The sequence below is a fragment of the Actinoplanes sp. NPDC021490 genome, assembly GCF_055562135.1.
Genome location: NZ_JBVHFW010000030.1, coordinates 39,229 through 57,062, shown reverse-complemented (window position 1 = coordinate 57,062; position 17,834 = coordinate 39,229). Strand labels below are relative to the sequence as shown.

General features: G+C 70.7%; 12 protein-coding genes. 6 read left to right on the top strand and 6 right to left on the bottom strand.

Annotated features, from left to right (window positions below; all coding sequences use genetic code 11):
• Positions 1 to 172: 172 nt before the first annotated feature.
• The gene (locus ACZ3I4_RS46945) at positions 173 to 826 is read right to left on the bottom strand and encodes a hypothetical protein (protein ID WP_465388678.1); all 654 of its coding nucleotides are present in this window, start codon (positions 824 to 826) and stop codon (positions 173 to 175) included.
• Between the two features lie 68 nt (positions 827 to 894).
• On the opposite strand from ACZ3I4_RS46945, the gene ACZ3I4_RS46940 reads away from it, so the two are divergent.
• From ACZ3I4_RS46940 to ACZ3I4_RS46930, 3 genes are all read left to right on the top strand, one after another.
• Positions 895 to 3,522, top strand: coding sequence for a valine--tRNA ligase (locus ACZ3I4_RS46940; protein WP_465388677.1), 2,628 nt, complete (start codon positions 895 to 897; stop codon positions 3,520 to 3,522).
• 64 nt (positions 3,523 to 3,586) lie between these two features.
• The gene (locus tag ACZ3I4_RS46935; protein WP_465388676.1) at positions 3,587 to 4,912 is read left to right on the top strand and encodes a bifunctional folylpolyglutamate synthase/dihydrofolate synthase; all 1,326 of its coding nucleotides are present in this window, start codon (positions 3,587 to 3,589) and stop codon (positions 4,910 to 4,912) included.
• Positions 4,909 to 5,280: a DUF4233 domain-containing protein gene (locus tag ACZ3I4_RS46930; protein ID WP_465388675.1), complete on the top strand. Its 372-nt coding sequence runs from the start codon at positions 4,909 to 4,911 to the stop codon at positions 5,278 to 5,280. Before ACZ3I4_RS46935 ends, ACZ3I4_RS46930 begins: the two co-directional genes overlap by 4 nt.
• 35 nt (positions 5,281 to 5,315) lie before the next feature.
• Here ACZ3I4_RS46930 and ACZ3I4_RS46925 read toward each other — a convergent pair whose 3' ends face one another.
• Complete coding sequence (locus tag ACZ3I4_RS46925) at positions 5,316 to 8,654, bottom strand: VOC family protein (RefSeq protein ID WP_465388674.1); 3,339 nt, start codon at positions 8,652 to 8,654, stop codon at positions 5,316 to 5,318.
• A gap of 127 nt (positions 8,655 to 8,781) precedes the next feature.
• On the opposite strand from ACZ3I4_RS46925, the gene ndk reads away from it, so the two are divergent.
• The gene (gene ndk / locus ACZ3I4_RS46920; protein ID WP_465388673.1) at positions 8,782 to 9,216 is read left to right on the top strand and encodes a nucleoside-diphosphate kinase; all 435 of its coding nucleotides are present in this window, start codon (positions 8,782 to 8,784) and stop codon (positions 9,214 to 9,216) included.
• Here the strand turns inward: ndk and ACZ3I4_RS46915 are convergent.
• Genes ACZ3I4_RS46915 through ACZ3I4_RS46900 form a run of 4 tightly spaced genes read right to left on the bottom strand, consistent with a single transcriptional unit; the run spans position 9,213 to position 12,823 of the window.
• A complete protein-coding gene (locus tag ACZ3I4_RS46915; RefSeq protein WP_465388672.1) occupies positions 9,213 to 9,998 on the bottom strand; it encodes an ABC transporter permease in 786 nt (261 codons plus the stop codon). The genes ndk and ACZ3I4_RS46915 overlap by 4 nt on opposite strands.
• A 40-nt stretch (positions 9,999 to 10,038) precedes the next feature.
• Entirely contained in the window at positions 10,039 to 10,809 is a 771-nt protein-coding gene (locus tag ACZ3I4_RS46910) for an ABC transporter permease (protein ID WP_465388671.1), read from the bottom strand.
• Positions 10,806 to 11,798, bottom strand: a complete 993-nt coding sequence (locus ACZ3I4_RS46905; RefSeq protein WP_465388670.1) for an ABC transporter ATP-binding protein — start codon at positions 11,796 to 11,798, stop codon at positions 10,806 to 10,808. The genes ACZ3I4_RS46910 and ACZ3I4_RS46905 overlap by 4 nt, the downstream gene beginning before the upstream one ends.
• 29 nt (positions 11,799 to 11,827) lie before the next feature.
• A complete protein-coding gene (locus ACZ3I4_RS46900) occupies positions 11,828 to 12,823 on the bottom strand; it encodes an ArsR/SmtB family transcription factor (RefSeq protein WP_465388669.1) in 996 nt (331 codons plus the stop codon).
• 93 nt (positions 12,824 to 12,916) lie between these two features.
• Between ACZ3I4_RS46900 and ACZ3I4_RS46895 the strand changes: the two genes are divergently transcribed.
• Both ACZ3I4_RS46895 and ileS read left to right on the top strand, forming a co-directional pair.
• Positions 12,917 to 14,446, top strand: coding sequence for an alkaline phosphatase D family protein (locus ACZ3I4_RS46895; RefSeq protein WP_465388668.1), 1,530 nt, complete (start codon positions 12,917 to 12,919; stop codon positions 14,444 to 14,446).
• Positions 14,447 to 14,665: 219 nt separating this feature from the next.
• The gene (gene ileS, locus ACZ3I4_RS46890) at positions 14,666 to 17,785 is read left to right on the top strand and encodes an isoleucine--tRNA ligase (RefSeq protein ID WP_465388667.1); all 3,120 of its coding nucleotides are present in this window, start codon (positions 14,666 to 14,668) and stop codon (positions 17,783 to 17,785) included.
• Positions 17,786 to 17,834 lie beyond the last annotated feature (49 nt).

The following is a 17,834-nucleotide window of genomic DNA, read 5'->3' as shown; positions in this document are numbered from 1 at the left end:
AGCTAAGCCCTCCAGCGCCGATGGTACTGCACTCGGGAGGGTGTGGGAGAGTAGGACGCCGCCGGACTCAACGTGAACAGCAGGCCCACCCCATAACGGGGTGGGCCTACTGTCGTTTGCGGGTAAAACTAAGGCCGCGTCCCCGCAATGGGGCGCGGCCTTTTTGTATTTGCTAACGGGTCTCGGTTGCCTCGCGGATCTGACGCATCAGGGGAGCAGCTTCGGCCTCGGTGCGGTTGTTGAACATCGCCAGGGCCAGGCTTCCGTGGTCGGCCCATCCGCACACGGTCAGGTCGCCATCCGGAGTCTTGGTGAGTCCGCATTTCATGATGCCCTCGAGCGGCCCGGGGTCGACCTCGCTGAGGTTGGTAACCGAGCCCTCCTTGTCGGAGATCAGGGACATGGCGGAATCGAGATCGCGGGACGGCGTCCAGATCAGGCCGGTGCCGCCCAGGAACAGGACGTCCTTTTCGCCGCTCTCCTGATAGACGGCGCCCACGGTGTGGTCGAGCTCGATCTCTGCGGCCAGGGCCGTCTGCAAGTAGTCGGCCGTGCTGACGCCGTTCTCCGAGCCGTCGATGCGGAGATTGCCGATCTGCTGCGGGGCGGTCAGCGTCGCATCCTTTTGCGCGATGATGCGCCAACTGGTTACGCCCAGCGTGACCGCGCCGGCCGTCGCGATCGCCAGCACGCCGGCGATCAGCACACGGCGTACGGGGAAACGGCTCTTGGTCTTTGCCTGGCCGTCGGCGACGTCGTCGAATGAGGGGTCATCGGGGGGCGGCGGAGTGCCGATATCGATCTGTTTGGGGCCGGGCTCGGGCATTGCAGGAGCGTAGCAAGCAGAGGCGATGCGAATTCGGGGTTCCGGCGCGGCATCCGTAGACTTGTCGGGTGACCGAGACGACCCAGAACCGCACCCCCGACAGCCGGCCCACCGGCGGCCTCTCCGCCCAGTACCAGCCGGGCGAGGTAGAGCAGCGGCGGTACGAGACGTGGGTAACCGAGGGTTACTTCACCGCCGATCCGGCGAGCGACAAGCCCGCGTTCTCGATCGTCATTCCGCCGCCCAACGTGACCGGCTCGCTGCACGTCGGGCACGCGCTCGACCACACCATCCAGGACACCCTGTCGCGTCTCAAGCGGATGCAGGGTTACGAGGTGCTGTGGCTGCCGGGCATGGACCACGCAGGCATCGCGACGCAGAACGTGGTGGAGCGTCAGCTCGCCGCGCAGCAGCTGTCCCGGCACGACCTGGGCCGTGAGGACTTCGTCGCGAAGGTCTGGGAGTGGAAGGCCGAGTCCGGTGGCGCCATTCTCGGGCAGATGCGCCGGCTCGGTGACTCCGTGGACTGGTCGCGTGAGCGGTTCACGATGGACGAGGGCCTGTCCCGGGCCGTCCAGACGATCTTCAAGCGGTTGTACGACGATGAGCTGATCTACCGCGCCAACCGGATCATCAACTGGTGCCCGCGCTGTCTCACCGCGCTCAGCGACATCGAGGTCGAGCACACCGACGACGAGGGCGAGCTGGTCTCGATCCGCTACGGCGACGGGGACAACTCGATCGTCGTGGCGACCACCCGCGCCGAGACGATGCTCGGTGACACCGCCGTGGCCGTCCACCCCGACGACGAGCGCTACCAGCACCTGATCGGCACCGAGATCGAGCTGCCGCTGACCGGCCGGCGCATCCCGATCGTCGCCGACGAGCACGTCGACCCGGCGTTCGGCACCGGCGCGGTCAAGGTGACCCCGGCCCACGACCCGAACGACTTCGAGATCGGGCAGCGGCACGACCTGCCCAGCATCACCATGATGGACGAGCGCGCGGTCGTCACCGTGCACGGTCCGTTCGAGGGCCTCGACCGTTACGAGGCGCGGCCCGCGATCGTCGCCGCGCTGCGCGAAGAGGGCCGGATCGTCGCCGAAAAGCGGCCGTACGTGCACTCGGTGGGGCACTGCTCGCGCTGCAAGACCACCGTCGAGCCCCGGCTCTCGCTGCAGTGGTTCGTCAACACCGGGCCTCTGGCGAAAAAGGCCGGAGACGCCGTACGGGACGGTCGCGTCACGATCGAGCCGGCCGAGCTGTCCAAGCGGTACTTCGCCTGGGTCGACAACATGCATGACTGGTGCATCTCGCGTCAGCTGTGGTGGGGTCACCGCATTCCGGTGTGGTACGGCCCCGACGGCGAGGTCGTCTGCGTCGGTCCCGACGACGAACCGCCCGCCGGCTACACCCAGGACGAGGACGTGCTCGACACGTGGTTCTCGTCGGCGCTGTGGCCGTTCTCGACCATGGGCTGGCCCGAGCAGACCGCCGAGCTGGCCAAGTTCTATCCGACCAGCGTGCTCGTCACCGGCTACGACATCCTCTTCTTCTGGGTCGCCCGGATGATGATGTTCGGGCTGTACGCGATGGACGACGTTCAGCCGTTCAACGTGGTCAACCTGCACGGCATGGTCCGCGACGGGCACGGCAAGAAGATGTCGAAGTCGTTCGGCAACGTCGTCGACCCGCTCGACTGGATCGAGCGCTACGGCGCCGACGCCACCCGCTTCACGCTGGCCCGCGGGGCCAACCCCGGCTCCGACGTGCCGATCAGCGAGGAGTGGTGCCAGGGCTCGCGCAACTTCTGCAACAAGCTGTGGAACGCGACCCGCTTCGCGCTGATGAACGGCGCGACGGTCGAGGGGCCGCTGCCGGCGCCGGAAGACCTGTCGTCGATCGACAAGTGGATCCTCTCGCGCCTGCAGCACGTGATCGGCGAGGTCGACGAGCAGTTCAAGGCGTACGAGTATGCGAAGGTCTGCGACACGCTCTATCACTTTGCGTGGGACGACGTCTGCGACTGGTATCTCGAGCTCAGCAAGCCGGTTCTGGCCTCGGACGGCAGCGACGCCTCCAAGCGGGTGCTCGGGCACGTGCTCGACCAGCTGCTGCGCCTGCTGCACCCGGTCATCCCGTTCGTCACCGAGGAGCTGTGGATCGCGCTCACCGGCGGCGAGACGATCGTGAAGGCGCAGTGGCCGGCGGCCGAGAAGGAGCTGATCGACGACGCCGCCGAGGAGGAGCTGGCCGCCCTGCAAAAGGTGGTGACCGAGGTCCGGCGGTTCCGTTCCGACCAGGGGCTCAAGCCGAGCCAGCGGGTTTCGGCCGCGCTCACCGGCCTGGGCAACGTCGGCATCGACACGCACGAGCCGCTGATCCGCTCGCTGGCCCGGCTCGACCCGCCGGCGGCCGGCTTCACGGCCACGGCGACGCTCGCGGTGTCCGGGGCGATCACGGTCGACCTCGACACCCGCGGCACGATCGACGTGGCGGCCGAACGCGCCCGCCTCGAAAAGGACCGTGCCGCCGCCGAGAAGGAAGCGGCCCAGTGCCGGGCCAAGCTCGGCAACGAGTCGTTCGTCGATAAGGCGCCCGAACAGGTGGTTGCCAAGATCAAGGACCGGCTGACCACGGCCGAGGCCGATCTCACGCGAATTGCCGCGGCCCTGGAAGCGTTGCCTTCGGTATGAATGACTGCACCGGAGTGAGCGAAGCGGTCGCAGGGCCACGAGGGCATGCCCAGGGAGGCTCAGCATGAGCACGTACGCAGAGGTGGAGGCCGCGCTCAACGGGCGCGGCTTCACCCGCATGGCTTTCGACATGCAGAAGATCCGCGACCTGATGGACGTGCTCGGCAGCCCGCAGCGGGCCTACCCGGCGATCCATCTGACCGGCACGAACGGCAAGACCAGCACGGCCCGGATGATCGACGCGGTGCTGCGGGCGCACGGCCTGCACACCGGCCGGTACACCAGCCCGCACCTCGAGACGGTCCGCGAGCGCATCAGCCTCGACGGCGAGCCGGTCACCGAGGAGCGGCTGGCGGCCATCTACGACGAGGTCGGGCCGCTGGCCGAGCTGATCGACGCGCGCAACACCGAGTCGCTGACCTACTTCGACATGACAACCGCGCTGGCGTACGCGGCCTTCGCCGACGCCCCCGTGGACATCGCCGTCGTCGAGGTCGGTCTGGGCGGCGAGGAGGACGCGACGAACGTCATCGACGCCGGGGTGTGCGTGATGACCCCGATCGGGCTCGACCACACCGAGTGGCTGGGCGACACGATCGAGGACATCGCCTGGGCCAAGGCCGGCATCATCCACAAGGGCGCCACCGTGATCACGGCGCTGCAGACCGAGGAGGCCATGCGGCCCATCCTCGAACGCAGCGCCGAGATGGGCGCGACCGTGGCCCGCGAGGGCAGCGAGTTCGGCGTGATCGAACGGAACCAGGCCGTGGGCGGGCAGGTGCTCACGCTGCAGGGGCTCGGCGGCGTGTACGACGAGATCTTCCTGCCGCTCTTCGGGGCGCACCAGGCGCAAAATGCGGCACTCGCGCTCGCGGCCGTGGAGGCCTTCCTCGGTGCCGGGCCGGCCAAGCAGTTGGAGCCGGAGCTCGTACGGGAAGGGTTTGCGCAGGTCGACTCGCCGGGGCGGCTGGAAAGGGTGCGTAGCGCGCCGACGATTCTGCTCGACGGCGCACACAACCCGCACGGCATGGCGGCGACGGTCAGCGCGCTCGAGGACGAGTTCTCGTTCCGGCACCTGGTCGCGGTCGTGGCCGTGCTGAGCGACAAGGACGTCTCCGGGCTGCTCGACCTGCTCGAGCCGGTGGCCGCGCGGATCGTGGTGACGCAGAACAGCTCGCCGCGGTCGATGCCGGTCGACGAGCTGGCCCAGCTGGCCACCGACATCTTCGGCGAGGACCGGGTGACGGTCGCGCAGAACATGCCGGACGCCATCGAAGAGGCCGTGGTGATCGCCGAGGAGGACACGTCGGGCGAGCTCAGCGGCGTCGGAGTGATCATCACGGGTTCGGTGGTCACGGTGGCCGACGCCCGGAAACTGCTGAAGCGATGACCTCGCCGCCTCCCGAATCCGGTCAAACTCCACGATCAGGGCTTCGCAACCCCCAGGCCGCCGTACGCGGGTTGGGCGCGGGAACGCTCGTGCTGGAGGCCATCGTTCTGCTGCTCGGCATCCAGCCGATCCGGATCATGGGCGGCGACCTGAACGGCTGGGGCATCGGGTGGGTGATCGCCCTGGCCGTGCTGGCGGCCCTGCTGGCGGGCATGATGCGCCGCCCATGGGCCTGGCACGCGGGCACCGTTTTGCAGGTGCTGCTGCTGGCCGGCGGTTTCTTCCACTGGTCGCTGACCGCCCTGGGCCTGATCTTCGGCGCGGCCTGGGTCTATGCCCTGTACGTCCGGAGGACGATCCTCGGCTAGGCCGGCCCGGGTTCGGGCCGGCCGCCGGGTGCGGGTCAGTGGATGGCCCGCCACTGGGTGATGGCGATGTTGTGGCCGTCGGGGTCGGGGAACGAGGCCGACCAGAGTTCGAGGCGTTCGCCGCGGTTGACCGGCTGCGGCGGGTGGACGAACTCGACGCCCTTGCCGACCAGCTCCTGATAGACGGCCTCGACGTCGCCGACCTCGAGATTCAGATAGATCAGGCGACCCGCCTCAGTGGCCAGGTCATGCACCGTACGCAGCACCAGCCGGGTGTCCCCGGAGGCCAGCACGGCGCTGCCGTCGCCGCCGTCGATCTCGAAGAAGCCCAGGATGTCGCGGTAGAACGCGATCGACCGGGCAAGATCGGTGACGAGCACGGTGATGCCGACGCCGTAGATGGCGCCCGCCGGGCCGGGCCGGGCGCTCGGATACGCGGTGATCACCTCGGCGGCGCCTTCGTCCGGCTCGGGGGTGCCGGCCAGGTCGGCCCACGGCCCGCGGTCCCTGTTCTGGTCCTGCGCCGCCGCGGCGGCTGCCGCTGCCGCGAGGGCGGCCGCAGCGGGCGACGGCTTCGGGTGGCTGACGCCCGGAGCGTGCCCCGCGACGGGTTGTCCAGCTCCGCCCCAGCCAGCGGCTCCGGTCTGGGCGGCTCCGGTCTGGGCGGCTCCGGTCTGACCGGCTCCAGTTTGGGCGGCTCCAGTTTGGCCGGGTGCCGTCTGAGCGTGTGCGGTCGGGGCGGGCCCTGTTTGAGTGGCCTCGGGCGGGGTGTCTTGGGTGTGGGCGGTTGTGGCTTGTTCCGATCCGGCCTGTCCTGCCCCGGCGGCGAAGCCCGCCCCCGCTGCGGCGCTGGCTGCGGCCCCGGCCGCGGAGGCTGCCTCGGTGCTCGACGGCGCCGAGCTCGCGGTGGGCAGGCGTGTGGAGTCTTCCTCGTCGAGCAGGGAGGACTCGAAGAACGGCGCCGCCTCGGCGGTCGGTGCCGAACCGTAAGGCAGGGGAGCTTCCACATCGCTCGCCTCGGCGGTCGGTGCCGAGCCGTGAGGCAGGGGAGCTTCGACGTCGCTCGCCTCGGCGGTGGGTGAGGCTGGGACGCTCGCGGCTCCGGCGCTTGCGACCGGCGGCGCAGAAGCGGTGGTGGCGGTCGGTCCCACGCCGTGAGGCAGGCGAGCGTCTACGTCATCTACCTCTTCGGACCTTGTGTCAGGTGGCGTGGATGCCGGTGAGCCTGCGGCGCTTGCGGTTGGCGGCGCAACGTCGGACGTGGCAGGTGTCGCCGGCGCGCTCTCGGTGGAGGAGGGCGGCCCGCTTGCGGTCGGGGAGATGCCGGGGCCGGCCTCTTCCTCGTCGGCCGGGCTCTGGTGAGCCGCCGGTCGCCGCTGTTCGGCCGGGGTGTCGTCGTGGTCGGGCTTACTGACCTTGCGGACGGCGGCGGCCGCGGCGGCGGCAACCGCTCCGACCGCGGTGGCGAAAAGGCCGGTGTGCTTTTCGGACTGGCCGGAGTCGGTCACTCCGACTGCGCCCGGTTTTGGTTCGGGCCGGAACTGAGGGGGTTCCGCTGTGGCCGGTTCTGTGTCTGGCTGAACCGCAGGTGCGGCAGTCCCGGCGGATCCGGTTCCGGGCGCGAACGTGGGCTGAGTGCCCGCGTCCGGTCGGGTTTCATGCGGGCGCGGAGGCTGAGTGCCATCAGCCGGTCCGGTTTCGGGCTGGAACGCGGGCGGAGTGCTGCCGACCGGTCGGTTTTCCGGCTGGCGTGGAAGCGGAGTGCCGGCGGCCGGTCCGGTTTCGGGCTGGAACGTGAGGGGCGCGTCGTCGGCCGGGTTCGGTTCGCGCTGGAATGCGGGCGGAGTCATGGCCGGACCGGTTTCGGGCTGGTCGTGAGCTTCGGCAAGGTCGGGTTCGGGTTCGAAACCGGGGTCGCGGTCGGACGGCTCGAACGGCGCGGAGCGGGCGCCGTACTCCGTGGGGGCCGGCTCGGCGTGGGGGCGCGGGCGGGGCGCGGGGCGGTCGGGTGGCGGGGTGGTGGCGTCGTGGGCCGCGTTCGTGATGAAACGGGTGGAAGGGTGGATGTGGGCCGTGTCGTCGACGGGTGGGGCGATCAGGTCGTCGGCCACGGCCTGGGCCGCTCGGGGCGTGGATTCCGGGGCCGGGTCCGGGTCGCCGTCCAGCGGGAGGTCGATCTCGTCGTCCGGGACCGGGGCGGGGGCCGCCGGGGGTGCGGAGGACGGGGGCGGCGCGGTCGGTGGTGAGGTGGTCGGCGGCGGGGCAGTCGGGAACGAGCCGACCGGTGACGGGCTGGGCGGGGACGAGGTCGCGGTGGGCTCGGGGCGCTGGTAGGGCGCCGGTCGGGACGGGGCAGCCGGCGGCTCGTCGAGGGGGAGGTCGGCCAGGGCGTCGTCGGGGTGCGGCTCGCGCGGTGACGGCGGGGTGGAAGCGGAGTGGTGCTCGGCCGTGGCGGTGCCGCCGCCCCGGGGACGCGGGCTGGGCCGCGCGCCGGCGGGGCGGGAAGCGGCAGCGCCGGCCCCGGCCGCGGCGGCGCCCACGGTTGAATAGTCGGGACTGTCATGTGCGTCGGGCGCGAAGGAATCCGGCCCGGAAGCGGCGGCCCGGCGGGGAAGCGGTGACGGCTTGTCGTCGTGGTTGAAGAACTCGCCCTCGACGATCGGGCCGGCCGGAGTGTCCCGGACCACGACGGGGCTTTCCGAATACTCCTCGGAATCCAGGCTGGAATCCGGACGGGCGGGCGCCGGTGGGGGTCCGGGCGGCGGTGGGGAGCTGCCGGGCGGCGGGGGCGGCGGGTCGCCGTCGTCGCGCGACCAGGACCGGTCCCGGGCCGTCCACGGGGGCGGCTCGAGGTCGCCCAGCAGGTCGGCGTCCAGGTCGGCGTCGGGCTCGTCGTCGAAGTCGGTGGGCGGGGGCGGCGGATCCTCACCACGTTCCCGCGGCGGGGCCTCGTCCCAGTTGATGCGGACCCGGCGCATGTCGTCGACGTCGACCGTGATGGGCAGGGTGTCGCCGGGCTCGGGCCACTTCACGACGGGGATGCGGGACTCGTTGATCTCGACCTCGCTCGTCGGCAGGCCGGGGGCGACGATCACCGCCTGGATGCGGGCGCGGCCGTAGACGGACGTCGTCGCCGGTGGTGGCGAGATCGACCGGACCTCGGCGGTGCCCGCGACCCAGGCCCGGGCGCCCCGGCGCACCACATTGACCACGCCGAGCGCGACCGCCAGACCCAGCAGGGCGACCCCGAAGATGACCACCCCCAGGCTGGACATGCCGAAACCCAGCGCGACCACGAAGACCGCGATCGTGCCCGCGACCGCCGCGACCAGCTTCCGTGCCGGCGCGATCGGACGTCCGGTCTGGTTTGCCAATGTGGACCTCCCGCTCGTCCCCGTCAGGTTATTGCCCGGCTCAGTGTGAGCGAAAGTGCGGTAGTACCGGCGTTGGCGCTCGCCGCATTCGCGGTACCGATAGGCTGAACGTAGCCCCTTAGCACCCATGGAGGACTCGTTGTCCAGCCCCACCGAGCGTTCGCTCGTGCTCCTCAAGCCTGACGCGGTTCGTCGCGGACTGCTCGGCGAGATTCTGGCCCGGTTCGAGCGCAAGGGGCTGGTGATCGAGGCGCTGGAGCTGCGCACGATGGATGCGGCTCTGGCCGATCAGCACTACGCCGACCACGTGGAAAAGCCGTTCTACCCGCCGCTCAAGGAGTTCATGACCTCGGGCCCGCTGCTCGCCCTGGTGCTCGCGGGCGACGAGGTGATCGAGGTGGTGCGCGCGATGATCGGTTCGACCGACGGCCGCAAGGCGGCCGCCGGCACGATCCGGGGCGACTTCGCGCTGTCGAACCGGGAAAACCTGGTGCACGCCTCCGACTCGCCGGAGAGCGCGAAGCGCGAGCTCGCCCTCTGGTTCCCCAACCTGGCGCTCTAGAGGGCGTCGAGCGACGCCCGCCGGCGCGACTCGACCTCGAAGACCTTGAGCAGGATGACGGCCGCGACCGCATAGCCCGCCCCGACCAGCAGTTCCTGGCCGAGTGCGGGCGCGGCCGCGGCCATTCCGTCTCCGGCCGCGAGCCGCCGGGCCGCCTCGGCCGCGTGCGTGATCGGCAGGAAATGACCGACCGTGACCATCCAGCCGGGCAGGTTCGCCGCGGGCACGTTCACGCCCGTCAGCAGCAGCAACAGTGCGACCGAGACGTTCGAGATCACCCACACGTCGCGGAACCGCAGCCCGAGCGCGCCCAGGGTGAGGCCGAAGAATCCGCAGGCCAGCGAGCCCGCGGCCATGACCAGGAACAGCCCCGGCAGGGCACTGAGGGGAATCCTCAGCCCGAGCAGCAGCGCGCCCACGCTCAGCGTCACCACGGCGATCAGAAGACCGTTTCCCGCGTATGGGAGAACGCGTCCCCAGAAGATCGCGGTGCGGCTGCGTGGGGAGAGCAGCACGTGCCCGAGCGTGCCGTAGCGGCGCTCGTTGGCGACCGCCATCGTGCCGCCGAACACGCAGGCCAGCGAGGCCGTGAGCACGGCGTTGCCGACAATGTAGAACCGGTCGTCGGCCACCTGGAGCTGGCGGCCGAGGTAGGCGAAGAAGAGCAGCTGGAAGAGCGGCCCGACCAGCAGGGTGCCGACGAACATGCCCGGCGTCGTCCAGTTGAACAGCGCCCGATAGGCGATCACGCCGCCGACGGTCATCAACCGAAGTGTCTTCACGATGTGCCTCCTGGGCAGGCCCTCATCTGCGGGCGGGCGATCATGCGAGGGCCAGGGTGGCGGCGGCGCGGGCGCGGCGTTCGACCCGGGTGAGGGCCAGTCCGCCGACGACCAGGCAGAGCAGGCTGATGCCGAGGCAGATCCCGACCGACGGCCAGACCGGGCCGCCGCTGGTCGCCTCGCGCAGCGCCCGCGCGCCCCAGGTGGTGGGCAGGACGGCGGCGATCGGTCCGGTCCACGACGGCAGCACGGTGATCGGCACGAGCATCCCGGAGACCAGCCAGACCGGATACTCGAGGGTGTTGGCCAGCGCGTTCGCGTTGCGCATGAGCACGAACGTGGCCGCCAGCAGCAGACCGAACATGCCGAGCGCGACGACGCAGACGACGGCGGCGACGACGAACGCCACCGGGTGGGCGAAGTCGAGCCTGATCCCGTACAGGAGCCGGCCCCAGATCAGCGTGGCGAGCAACGCGTAGATGCCGGTCAGGCCGGTGGCGATCGTGATGGGCAGGATCACCAGCACGGGTCGCCGCGGCGCCAGCATGATCATTTCGAGGGTGCCCAGCCAGCGCTGGCTCTGGATCGCGCCGCCCGAACCGAACAGCACGGAGGACCAGACGCCCATCACGCCGGCGCCCACCGCCGCTTCGAGCAGACGGTGCTGTTCGCCGCCGGCGCGGAACAGATAGACGGCCAGGGTGGCCTGCACGACCGGCACGACCAGGGCGATCGCCACCTCGAAGGGGGAGCGGCTGATCTGCTTGGCGTGCAGCAGCGTGCCGACCGTGAGCAAGCGGAGGACGCTCATGCGGCGCTCACGATCGCGACGTACGCGTCCTCGAGGGTCGGTTCGCGGCTGTTCACGCGGCCGAGCCGGATCCCGGCCAGCTCCCGCAGCACGTCACTCTGAACGTCCACGTGCGCGTCGGAGTGGACGGTCAGCAGCTGCAGGGCGCCACGAGCCTCAACCGCCGTTTCCCGTACGCCGGGAAGCCCGCGCAACGATTCGACCGCGCTCTCCGGAACCCCATACGCCTCGACCTCGACGACCCGGCGCCCGTCCGCGCGGTGGCGCAGCTCGGCGGGCGTGCCCATGGCCTGGATCTGCCCGTCGGCGATCACCGCGATCCGGTCGCACAGTTCGTCGGCCTCGGCCATGTAGTGGGTGGTGAGCAGCACGGTCGTGCCCGTCGCGGCCAGGTCGGCCACCGTGCGCCGCAGCTCGCGCGCGGCCACCGGGTCGACCCCGATCGACGGCTCGTCGAGGAAGAGCACGTCGGGTGAGTGCAGCAGCCCGCGGGCGATGTGCAGGCGCTGCCGCATGCCGCGCGAATAACCCTCGACCCGTTCCCGTTCGCGCCCGGTCAGACCGACCAGCTCGAGCAGATCGCCGATGCGCCGCTTCTGCTCGCGCGGCGCCACCCCGTACAGCTCGGCGAAGTAGCGCAGGTTGTCCAGCCCGGACAGCCGGTCGTAGAGGCCGCGGTCGCCGCCGAAGACGTAACCGATCCGCCGGCGTACCTCCCGGGTCTCCTTCTCGACGTCGTGGCCGCAGATCCGGGCCGTCCCCGAGGTGGGGATGAGCAGGGTGTTGAGCAGTTTGATGGTGGTCGTCTTGCCGGCGCCGTTCGGTCCGAGCAGGCCGAACAGCTCGCCGCGGCCGACCGTGAAGGTCACCCCGCGGACCGCCTCGACCTCGGTGCGCTTGGGCTTGAGCCAGCCCGTCCGCGCCCGGTAGGTCCGGCGTAAGTTCTCGGCCTCGATGGCATAGCCGTGATCGGCACTGTTGCTCCCCATGCGCGGAACGCTAGGAGATCGACCCCGGTCTAGGAAACGAATTCGGCGCGGGCCGAATCCTCACCGAGCAGCCGCACGAGGGCGACGCCGGCGGGCTCCAGGCCGTAGAGCACGCGGCGCCCGGCCCGGCGGCGGTGCACGACCCCGGCCGCAAGCAGGCCGCCCAGGTGTTCCGAGATGGTGCTCGGGGCCAGGCCGAGCGTGGGGGCCAGCGCGGTGGTGGTGGCCGGCACGACGAGCGCGCGCAGCACGGCGGCCCGGCCCCGTCCGACCAGGATGGCCAGCCGGTCGTCGTCGGGCGGGAGCGCCGGGGTCTCGGCCAGCACCGCCGCCCCGCGCGACTGATAGGTGACCATGATCAGGTCGGGCTGGTCGCCGGAGCACATCAGCGCGCCCCGCGAGAAGATCAGCGGCACCAGCAGCAGCCGCTGGTTGACCGCCTCGAACGACTGCTCGAGCGGTTTGATCAGGGTGAGCACGGGCCGTTCCCAGCGGATGCGGTCGTGCAGCCGGGAGAGCAGCGCGTCGGGCCCGTCGGCGGCCAGAGCGCGCGCCCGCAACAGCACTTCCTCGTCCAGCGCGGCCCGCATGGCCGGCCAGTAGGGCGCGATCGCGGCGTCCCAGTACGCCCGTATCCCGCGGGCCAGCCGGTCGAGGGCGGCTTCCCGGTCGTCGCGGAACGGCCGCAGCGCCGGCAGCACGTTCCCGTCCGGATAGTGCTTGGCCAGTTCGGCCTCGATCACCTCGGCCGGCGTGGCCCGCAGCTGGTCGAGCTGCTCGGCGATCGTCGGCATCGGCGTCACGGGCGGAGGGCATAGGAAGTCGGGCGTGACCGACGGCAGCGTCAGATAGAGCGAGACCGGCTCGGTCATCGCGCGCGCCCGCCGGGCCCATCCCTCGTACGGCCACGGCACCGCCCCGGGGTGGCGTTGCAGCAGGCTGAGACTGCAGAAGACCTCGGCCAGCGGGCTGATGGCGATCCGGGTACGCGACAGCGTCGGCTCATCGATCTCGATCCGGATCACACCGGCATCCTAAGTCCGGAGGCTTCGCAGATGACCGGGTGGAGTTCAGGGGATGGCCACCCGGCGGACATGCGGGATCGATAGGCATCAGTCATGACCTCGATCTCACGACGGAATCTGCTGCGCGCCGGGGTGGCCGGCGGCGTGGCCGGCCTGGCCGGCGGGGCGCCGGCCTTCTCCTCGGCCGGGTCCCGGCCCGTTCTCACGCATGGTGTTCAGAGTGGTGACGCCGTGGCCGGCTCGGCCGTGGTGTGGAGCCGCGCGGATCGGCCCGGCCGGCTGTGGGTGCAGGTCAGCCGGCGGCCCGACTTCCGGGGCGCGCGGGTGCTGCGGGGGCCGGTGGTCACCCCGGAGACCGACTTCACCGGCAAGCTGACGCTGCGCGGCCTGCCCTCGGGGGAGCGGCTGCACTATCGGGTGCGGGCCGAGAGCCTGGAACGGCCGGGGCTGTTCGGCGCGCCGGTCGGCGGGTCGCTGCGCACGGCGCCCACGCGGCGCGAGGACATCCGCTTCGTGTGGACCGGCGATGTGGCCGGGCAGGGGTGGGGCATCGACCCGGCGTACGGGGGAATGAAGCTCTTCGAGTCGATGCGGCGGCGCCGGCCGGACTTCCTGCTGCACAGCGGGGACACCGTGTACGCCGACGGGCCGCTCGCCGAGACGGTCACGCTGCCCGACGGCCGGATCTGGCGCAACGTGCTCACCGAGGAGAAGCTCAAGGTCGCCGAGACCCTCAAGGAATACCGCGGCCAGTACGCGTACAACCTGCTCGACCCGGCCTACCGCGCGTTCGCGGCCGAGGTGCCGCAGATCAACCAGTGGGACGACCACGAGGTGACCAACAACTGGTACCCGGGCGAGATCCTGGACGACGCCCGCTACACCGAGAAGCGGGTGGACGTGCTGGCCGGGCGGGCGCGGCAGGCCTACCACGAGTGGGTGCCGACGCCGATGCGGTCCGGCCCGGTCCACCGCAAGATCTCGTACGGGCCGCTGCTCGACATCTTCGTGCTCGACATGCGCACCTTCAAGGACGTCAACGACGGCAACACGTACGCCGACCCGGACCGCGGCCTGCTCGGGCGCGAACAGCGGGAGTGGCTGATCCGGGGTCTGCGCGAGTCCCGCGCGACCTGGAAGGTGATCGCCAACGACCTGCCGCTGGGCCTGGTCGTGCCGGACGGCGCGGCCGCTCAGGAGGGCGTGGCCCAGGGCGATCCGGGTGCGCCCCAGGGCCGTGAGCTGGAGTTCGCCCGGGTGCTGCAGTCGGCGCACCGGCACGGCGTCTCGGGCATCGTGCTGCTCACCGCCGACGTGCACTACACCCAGGCGGTCCACTACGACCCGGCCCGCGCGGCGGTCCAGGACTTCACGCCGTTCTGGGAGTTCGTGAGCGGCCCGGCCCACGCCGGCGCGTTCGGCCCGAACGCGCTCGACGGCACGTTCGGCCCGCGGACCGCGTTCGTGAACGCCCCGCCTGCGGCCAACACCTCCCCGGCCGACGGCTTCCAGCACTTCGGCGAGGTCGAGATCGATGCCGAGACCAGGGCGTTCACGGTGAACCTGCGGGACCGGGAGGGTGTGTCCCTCTGGAGCACGACCCTGCCCGCCCCGCGGCGCTGAAATACGGCGACGGCCGGTATCGTTGTCTGTGCGCAGGCGACGATCCGGCCATCACCGGGGAGCTTCCGGAAGAACGGACCCGCGGGTCTCAGTAAAACCGGGTGGCGGCGGCCGCAGAGAATGAGCGGGCGGAGAGATCCGTCAAGCGAGGTGGTACCGCGGGCCCGACGGCTCGTCCTCGCAGTCTGACGACGACTGCCACGAGGAGACCCACCGATCATGGCCTATCCCAAGCACACCGACGCCACGGGCGTGCCGGCCAGCCCCGACCTGCCCGCCGTCGAGCGCGCGGTCCTCGAGCACTGGGCGGCCGACAAGACGTTCGAGGCGTCCGTCGAGCAGCGGCCGGCCGGGGCGGACGGCAGCAACGAGTACGTCTTCTACGACGGCCCGCCGTTCGCCAACGGGCTGCCGCACTACGGGCACCTGTTCACCGGCTACGTGAAGGACCTGGTGCCGCGCTATCAGGCGATGCGCGGCAAGCACGTGGAGCGCCGGTTCGGCTGGGACACCCACGGCCTGCCCGCCGAGGTCGAGGCCGAGAAGCAGCTCGGCATCACGACCAAGGCGCAGATCGTCGAGCTCGGCATCGACAAGTTCAACGACGCCTGCCGCAACTCCGTGCTCGCCTACACCAAGGACTGGGAGCGCTACGTCACCCGCCAGGCCCGGTGGGTCGACTTCGGCAACGACTACAAGACCCTCGACCCCAGTTACATGGAGTCGGTCATGTGGGCCTTCAAGACGCTGCACGACAAGGGCCTGGTCTACGAGGGCTTCCGGGTTCTGGCCTACTGCTTCCGGTGCGAGACCCCGCTGTCGAACACCGAGACGCGCATGGACGACGTCTATCGGGACCGCACTGATCCGGCGCTGACGGTGACGTTCCGGTTGGAGACAGGCGAGGACATCGCGGTGTGGACCACGACGCCGTGGACCCTGCCGTCCAACCTCGCCCTGGCCGTCGGACCGGACATCGAGTATGCGGTGATGGAGAAGGACGGCCGCAAGGTCATCCTGGGCGCGGGGCGGGTGGCCGCGTACGGGAAGGAACTGGAAGGCTTCGAGAAGGTCGGCGCGGTCAAGGGTCGTGACCTGGCCGGCCGCCGGTACACCCCGCTCTTCGACTTCCTGGTCGAGGCGGGCGGGCCGAACGCGTTCCAGGTGCTGGCGGCCGACTACGTGAGCGACGAGGACGGCACCGGCGTCGTCCACCAGGCGCCCGCATTCGGTGAGGACGACCAGAACGTCTGCAACGCGGCCGGCATCCCGACCGTCGTGACCGTGGACGACCACACCCGCTTCACCGCGCTCGTGCCCGACTGGCAGGGCGTGCAGGTGTTCGAGGCCAACAAGCCGATCATCGCGCTGCTCAAGGAGCAGGGCCGGGTGCTGCGGCACGAGGGCTACACGCACTCGTACCCGCACTGCTGGCGCTGCGACACCCCGCTGGTCTACAAGGCGGTGTCCTCGTGGTTCGTGGCCGTCACCAAGTTCCGTGACCGGATGGTCGAGCTCAACCAGGAGATCACCTGGACGCCGGCGCACATCAAGGACGGCTCGTTCGGCAAGTGGCTGGCCAACGCGCGCGACTGGTCGATCTCGCGTAACCGGTTCTGGGGCTCGCCCATCCCGGTGTGGAAGTCGGACGACCCCACCTATCCCCGGGTGGACGTCTACGGCTCGTTCGAGGAGATGGAACGCGACTTCGGCGTCAAGATCGAAGACCTTCATCGCCCGTACGTGGACGAGCTGACCCGCCCCAACCCGGACGACCCGACCGGCCGGTCCACCATGCGCCGCGTGCCCGAGGTGCTGGACTGCTGGTTCGAGTCCGGGTCGATGCCGTTCGCCCAGGTGCACTATCCGTTCGAGAACAAGGACTGGTTCGAGCACCACTACCCGGGCGACTTCATCGTCGAATACATCGGCCAGACCCGCGGCTGGTTCTACACCATGCACGTGCTGGCCACCGCGCTGTTCGACCGTCCGGCGTTCCGCAACTGCCTCAGCCACGGCATCCTGCTCGGCGAGGACGGGCGCAAGATGTCCAAGTCGCTGCGCAACTACCCGGACGTCTACAAGATCTTCGACTCGTACGGGTCGGACGCGATGCGCTGGATGCTCATGTCGTCGCCGGTGCTGCGGGGCGGGGACATGCCGGTCACCGAGGTGGCCATCCGCGACTCGGTGCGCCAGGTGCTGTTGCCGCTGTGGAACGTCTGGTACTTCTTCTCGCTCTACGCCAACGCGTCGTCCCATGCCGCGACCTTCCGGGCGGACTCGCCGCACCTGCTGGACCGGTACGTGCTGGCCAAGACCAACGAGCTCGTCACCGACGTCCAGCGCCAGATGGACGAGTACGACATCTCGGGTGCGGCCGCCTCGGTCCGGTCATATCTCGACGCGCTGACCAACTGGTACGTACGGCGTTCGCGGGACCGTTTCTGGGCGGGCGACCGGGACGCGTTCGACACCCTGGCCACGGTGCTCGAGACCGTGTGCCGGGTGGTGGCCCCGCTTGCCCCGCTGACCGCCGAGGAGATCTGGCGCGGTCTGACCGGCGGCCGCTCGGTGCACCTGACCGACTGGCCCTCGGCCGCCGATTTCCCGGCCGACCACCAGCTGGTGGCCTCGATGGACGCCATCCGGGACGTGGCCTCGGCCGCGCTCTCGCTGCGCAAGGCGCGGGCCCTGCGCGTCCGGCTGCCGCTGGCCCGGCTGACCGTGGCCACGCCCGACGCGGCCGCCCTGGCCTCGCTGGGTGACCTGGTGGCCGACGAGGTCAACGTCAAGGACGTGGTGTTCACCGACGACGTGGCGGCGTACTGCGAGCAGGTTCTGACCGTCGTGCCCCGGGCGCTCGGCCCGCGCGTCGGCAAGCAGGTGCAGCAGGTCATCAAGGCGGTCAAGGCGGGCGACTGGCAGCTCGTCGACGGTGCTCCGGTCGCGGCCGGGGTCACCCTGGCCGAGGGTGAGTACGAGCTGAAGCTGGTCGCCGCGGACGCCGAGAACTCGGCCCCGCTGCCCGGCGGGGCGGGCGTCGTGGTGCTCGACACGGCGGTCACTCCCGAGCTGGCGGCCGAGGGTCTGGCCCGCGACGTCATCCGCGTCGTGCAGCAGGCCCGGCGGGACGCCGGCCTGGACGTGTCGGACCGGATCTCGCTGGTCGTCTCGGCCGCCGGGCCCGTCCGGGCGGCCGTCGAGACGCATCGCGACTTCGTGGCCGGGGAAACCCTGGCGACCTTGCTCACGACGGCGGAAGCTGGGGAGAGCGGCTTCGCCGGCGAGGTCGGCGAGGCAGATCAGGTGACCGTCCGGGTCGCGAAGGCCGTGTGAATCAAGCTACTCGGCCCGGGCATTTGCCGTCTCTGCGGTGAATGTCCGG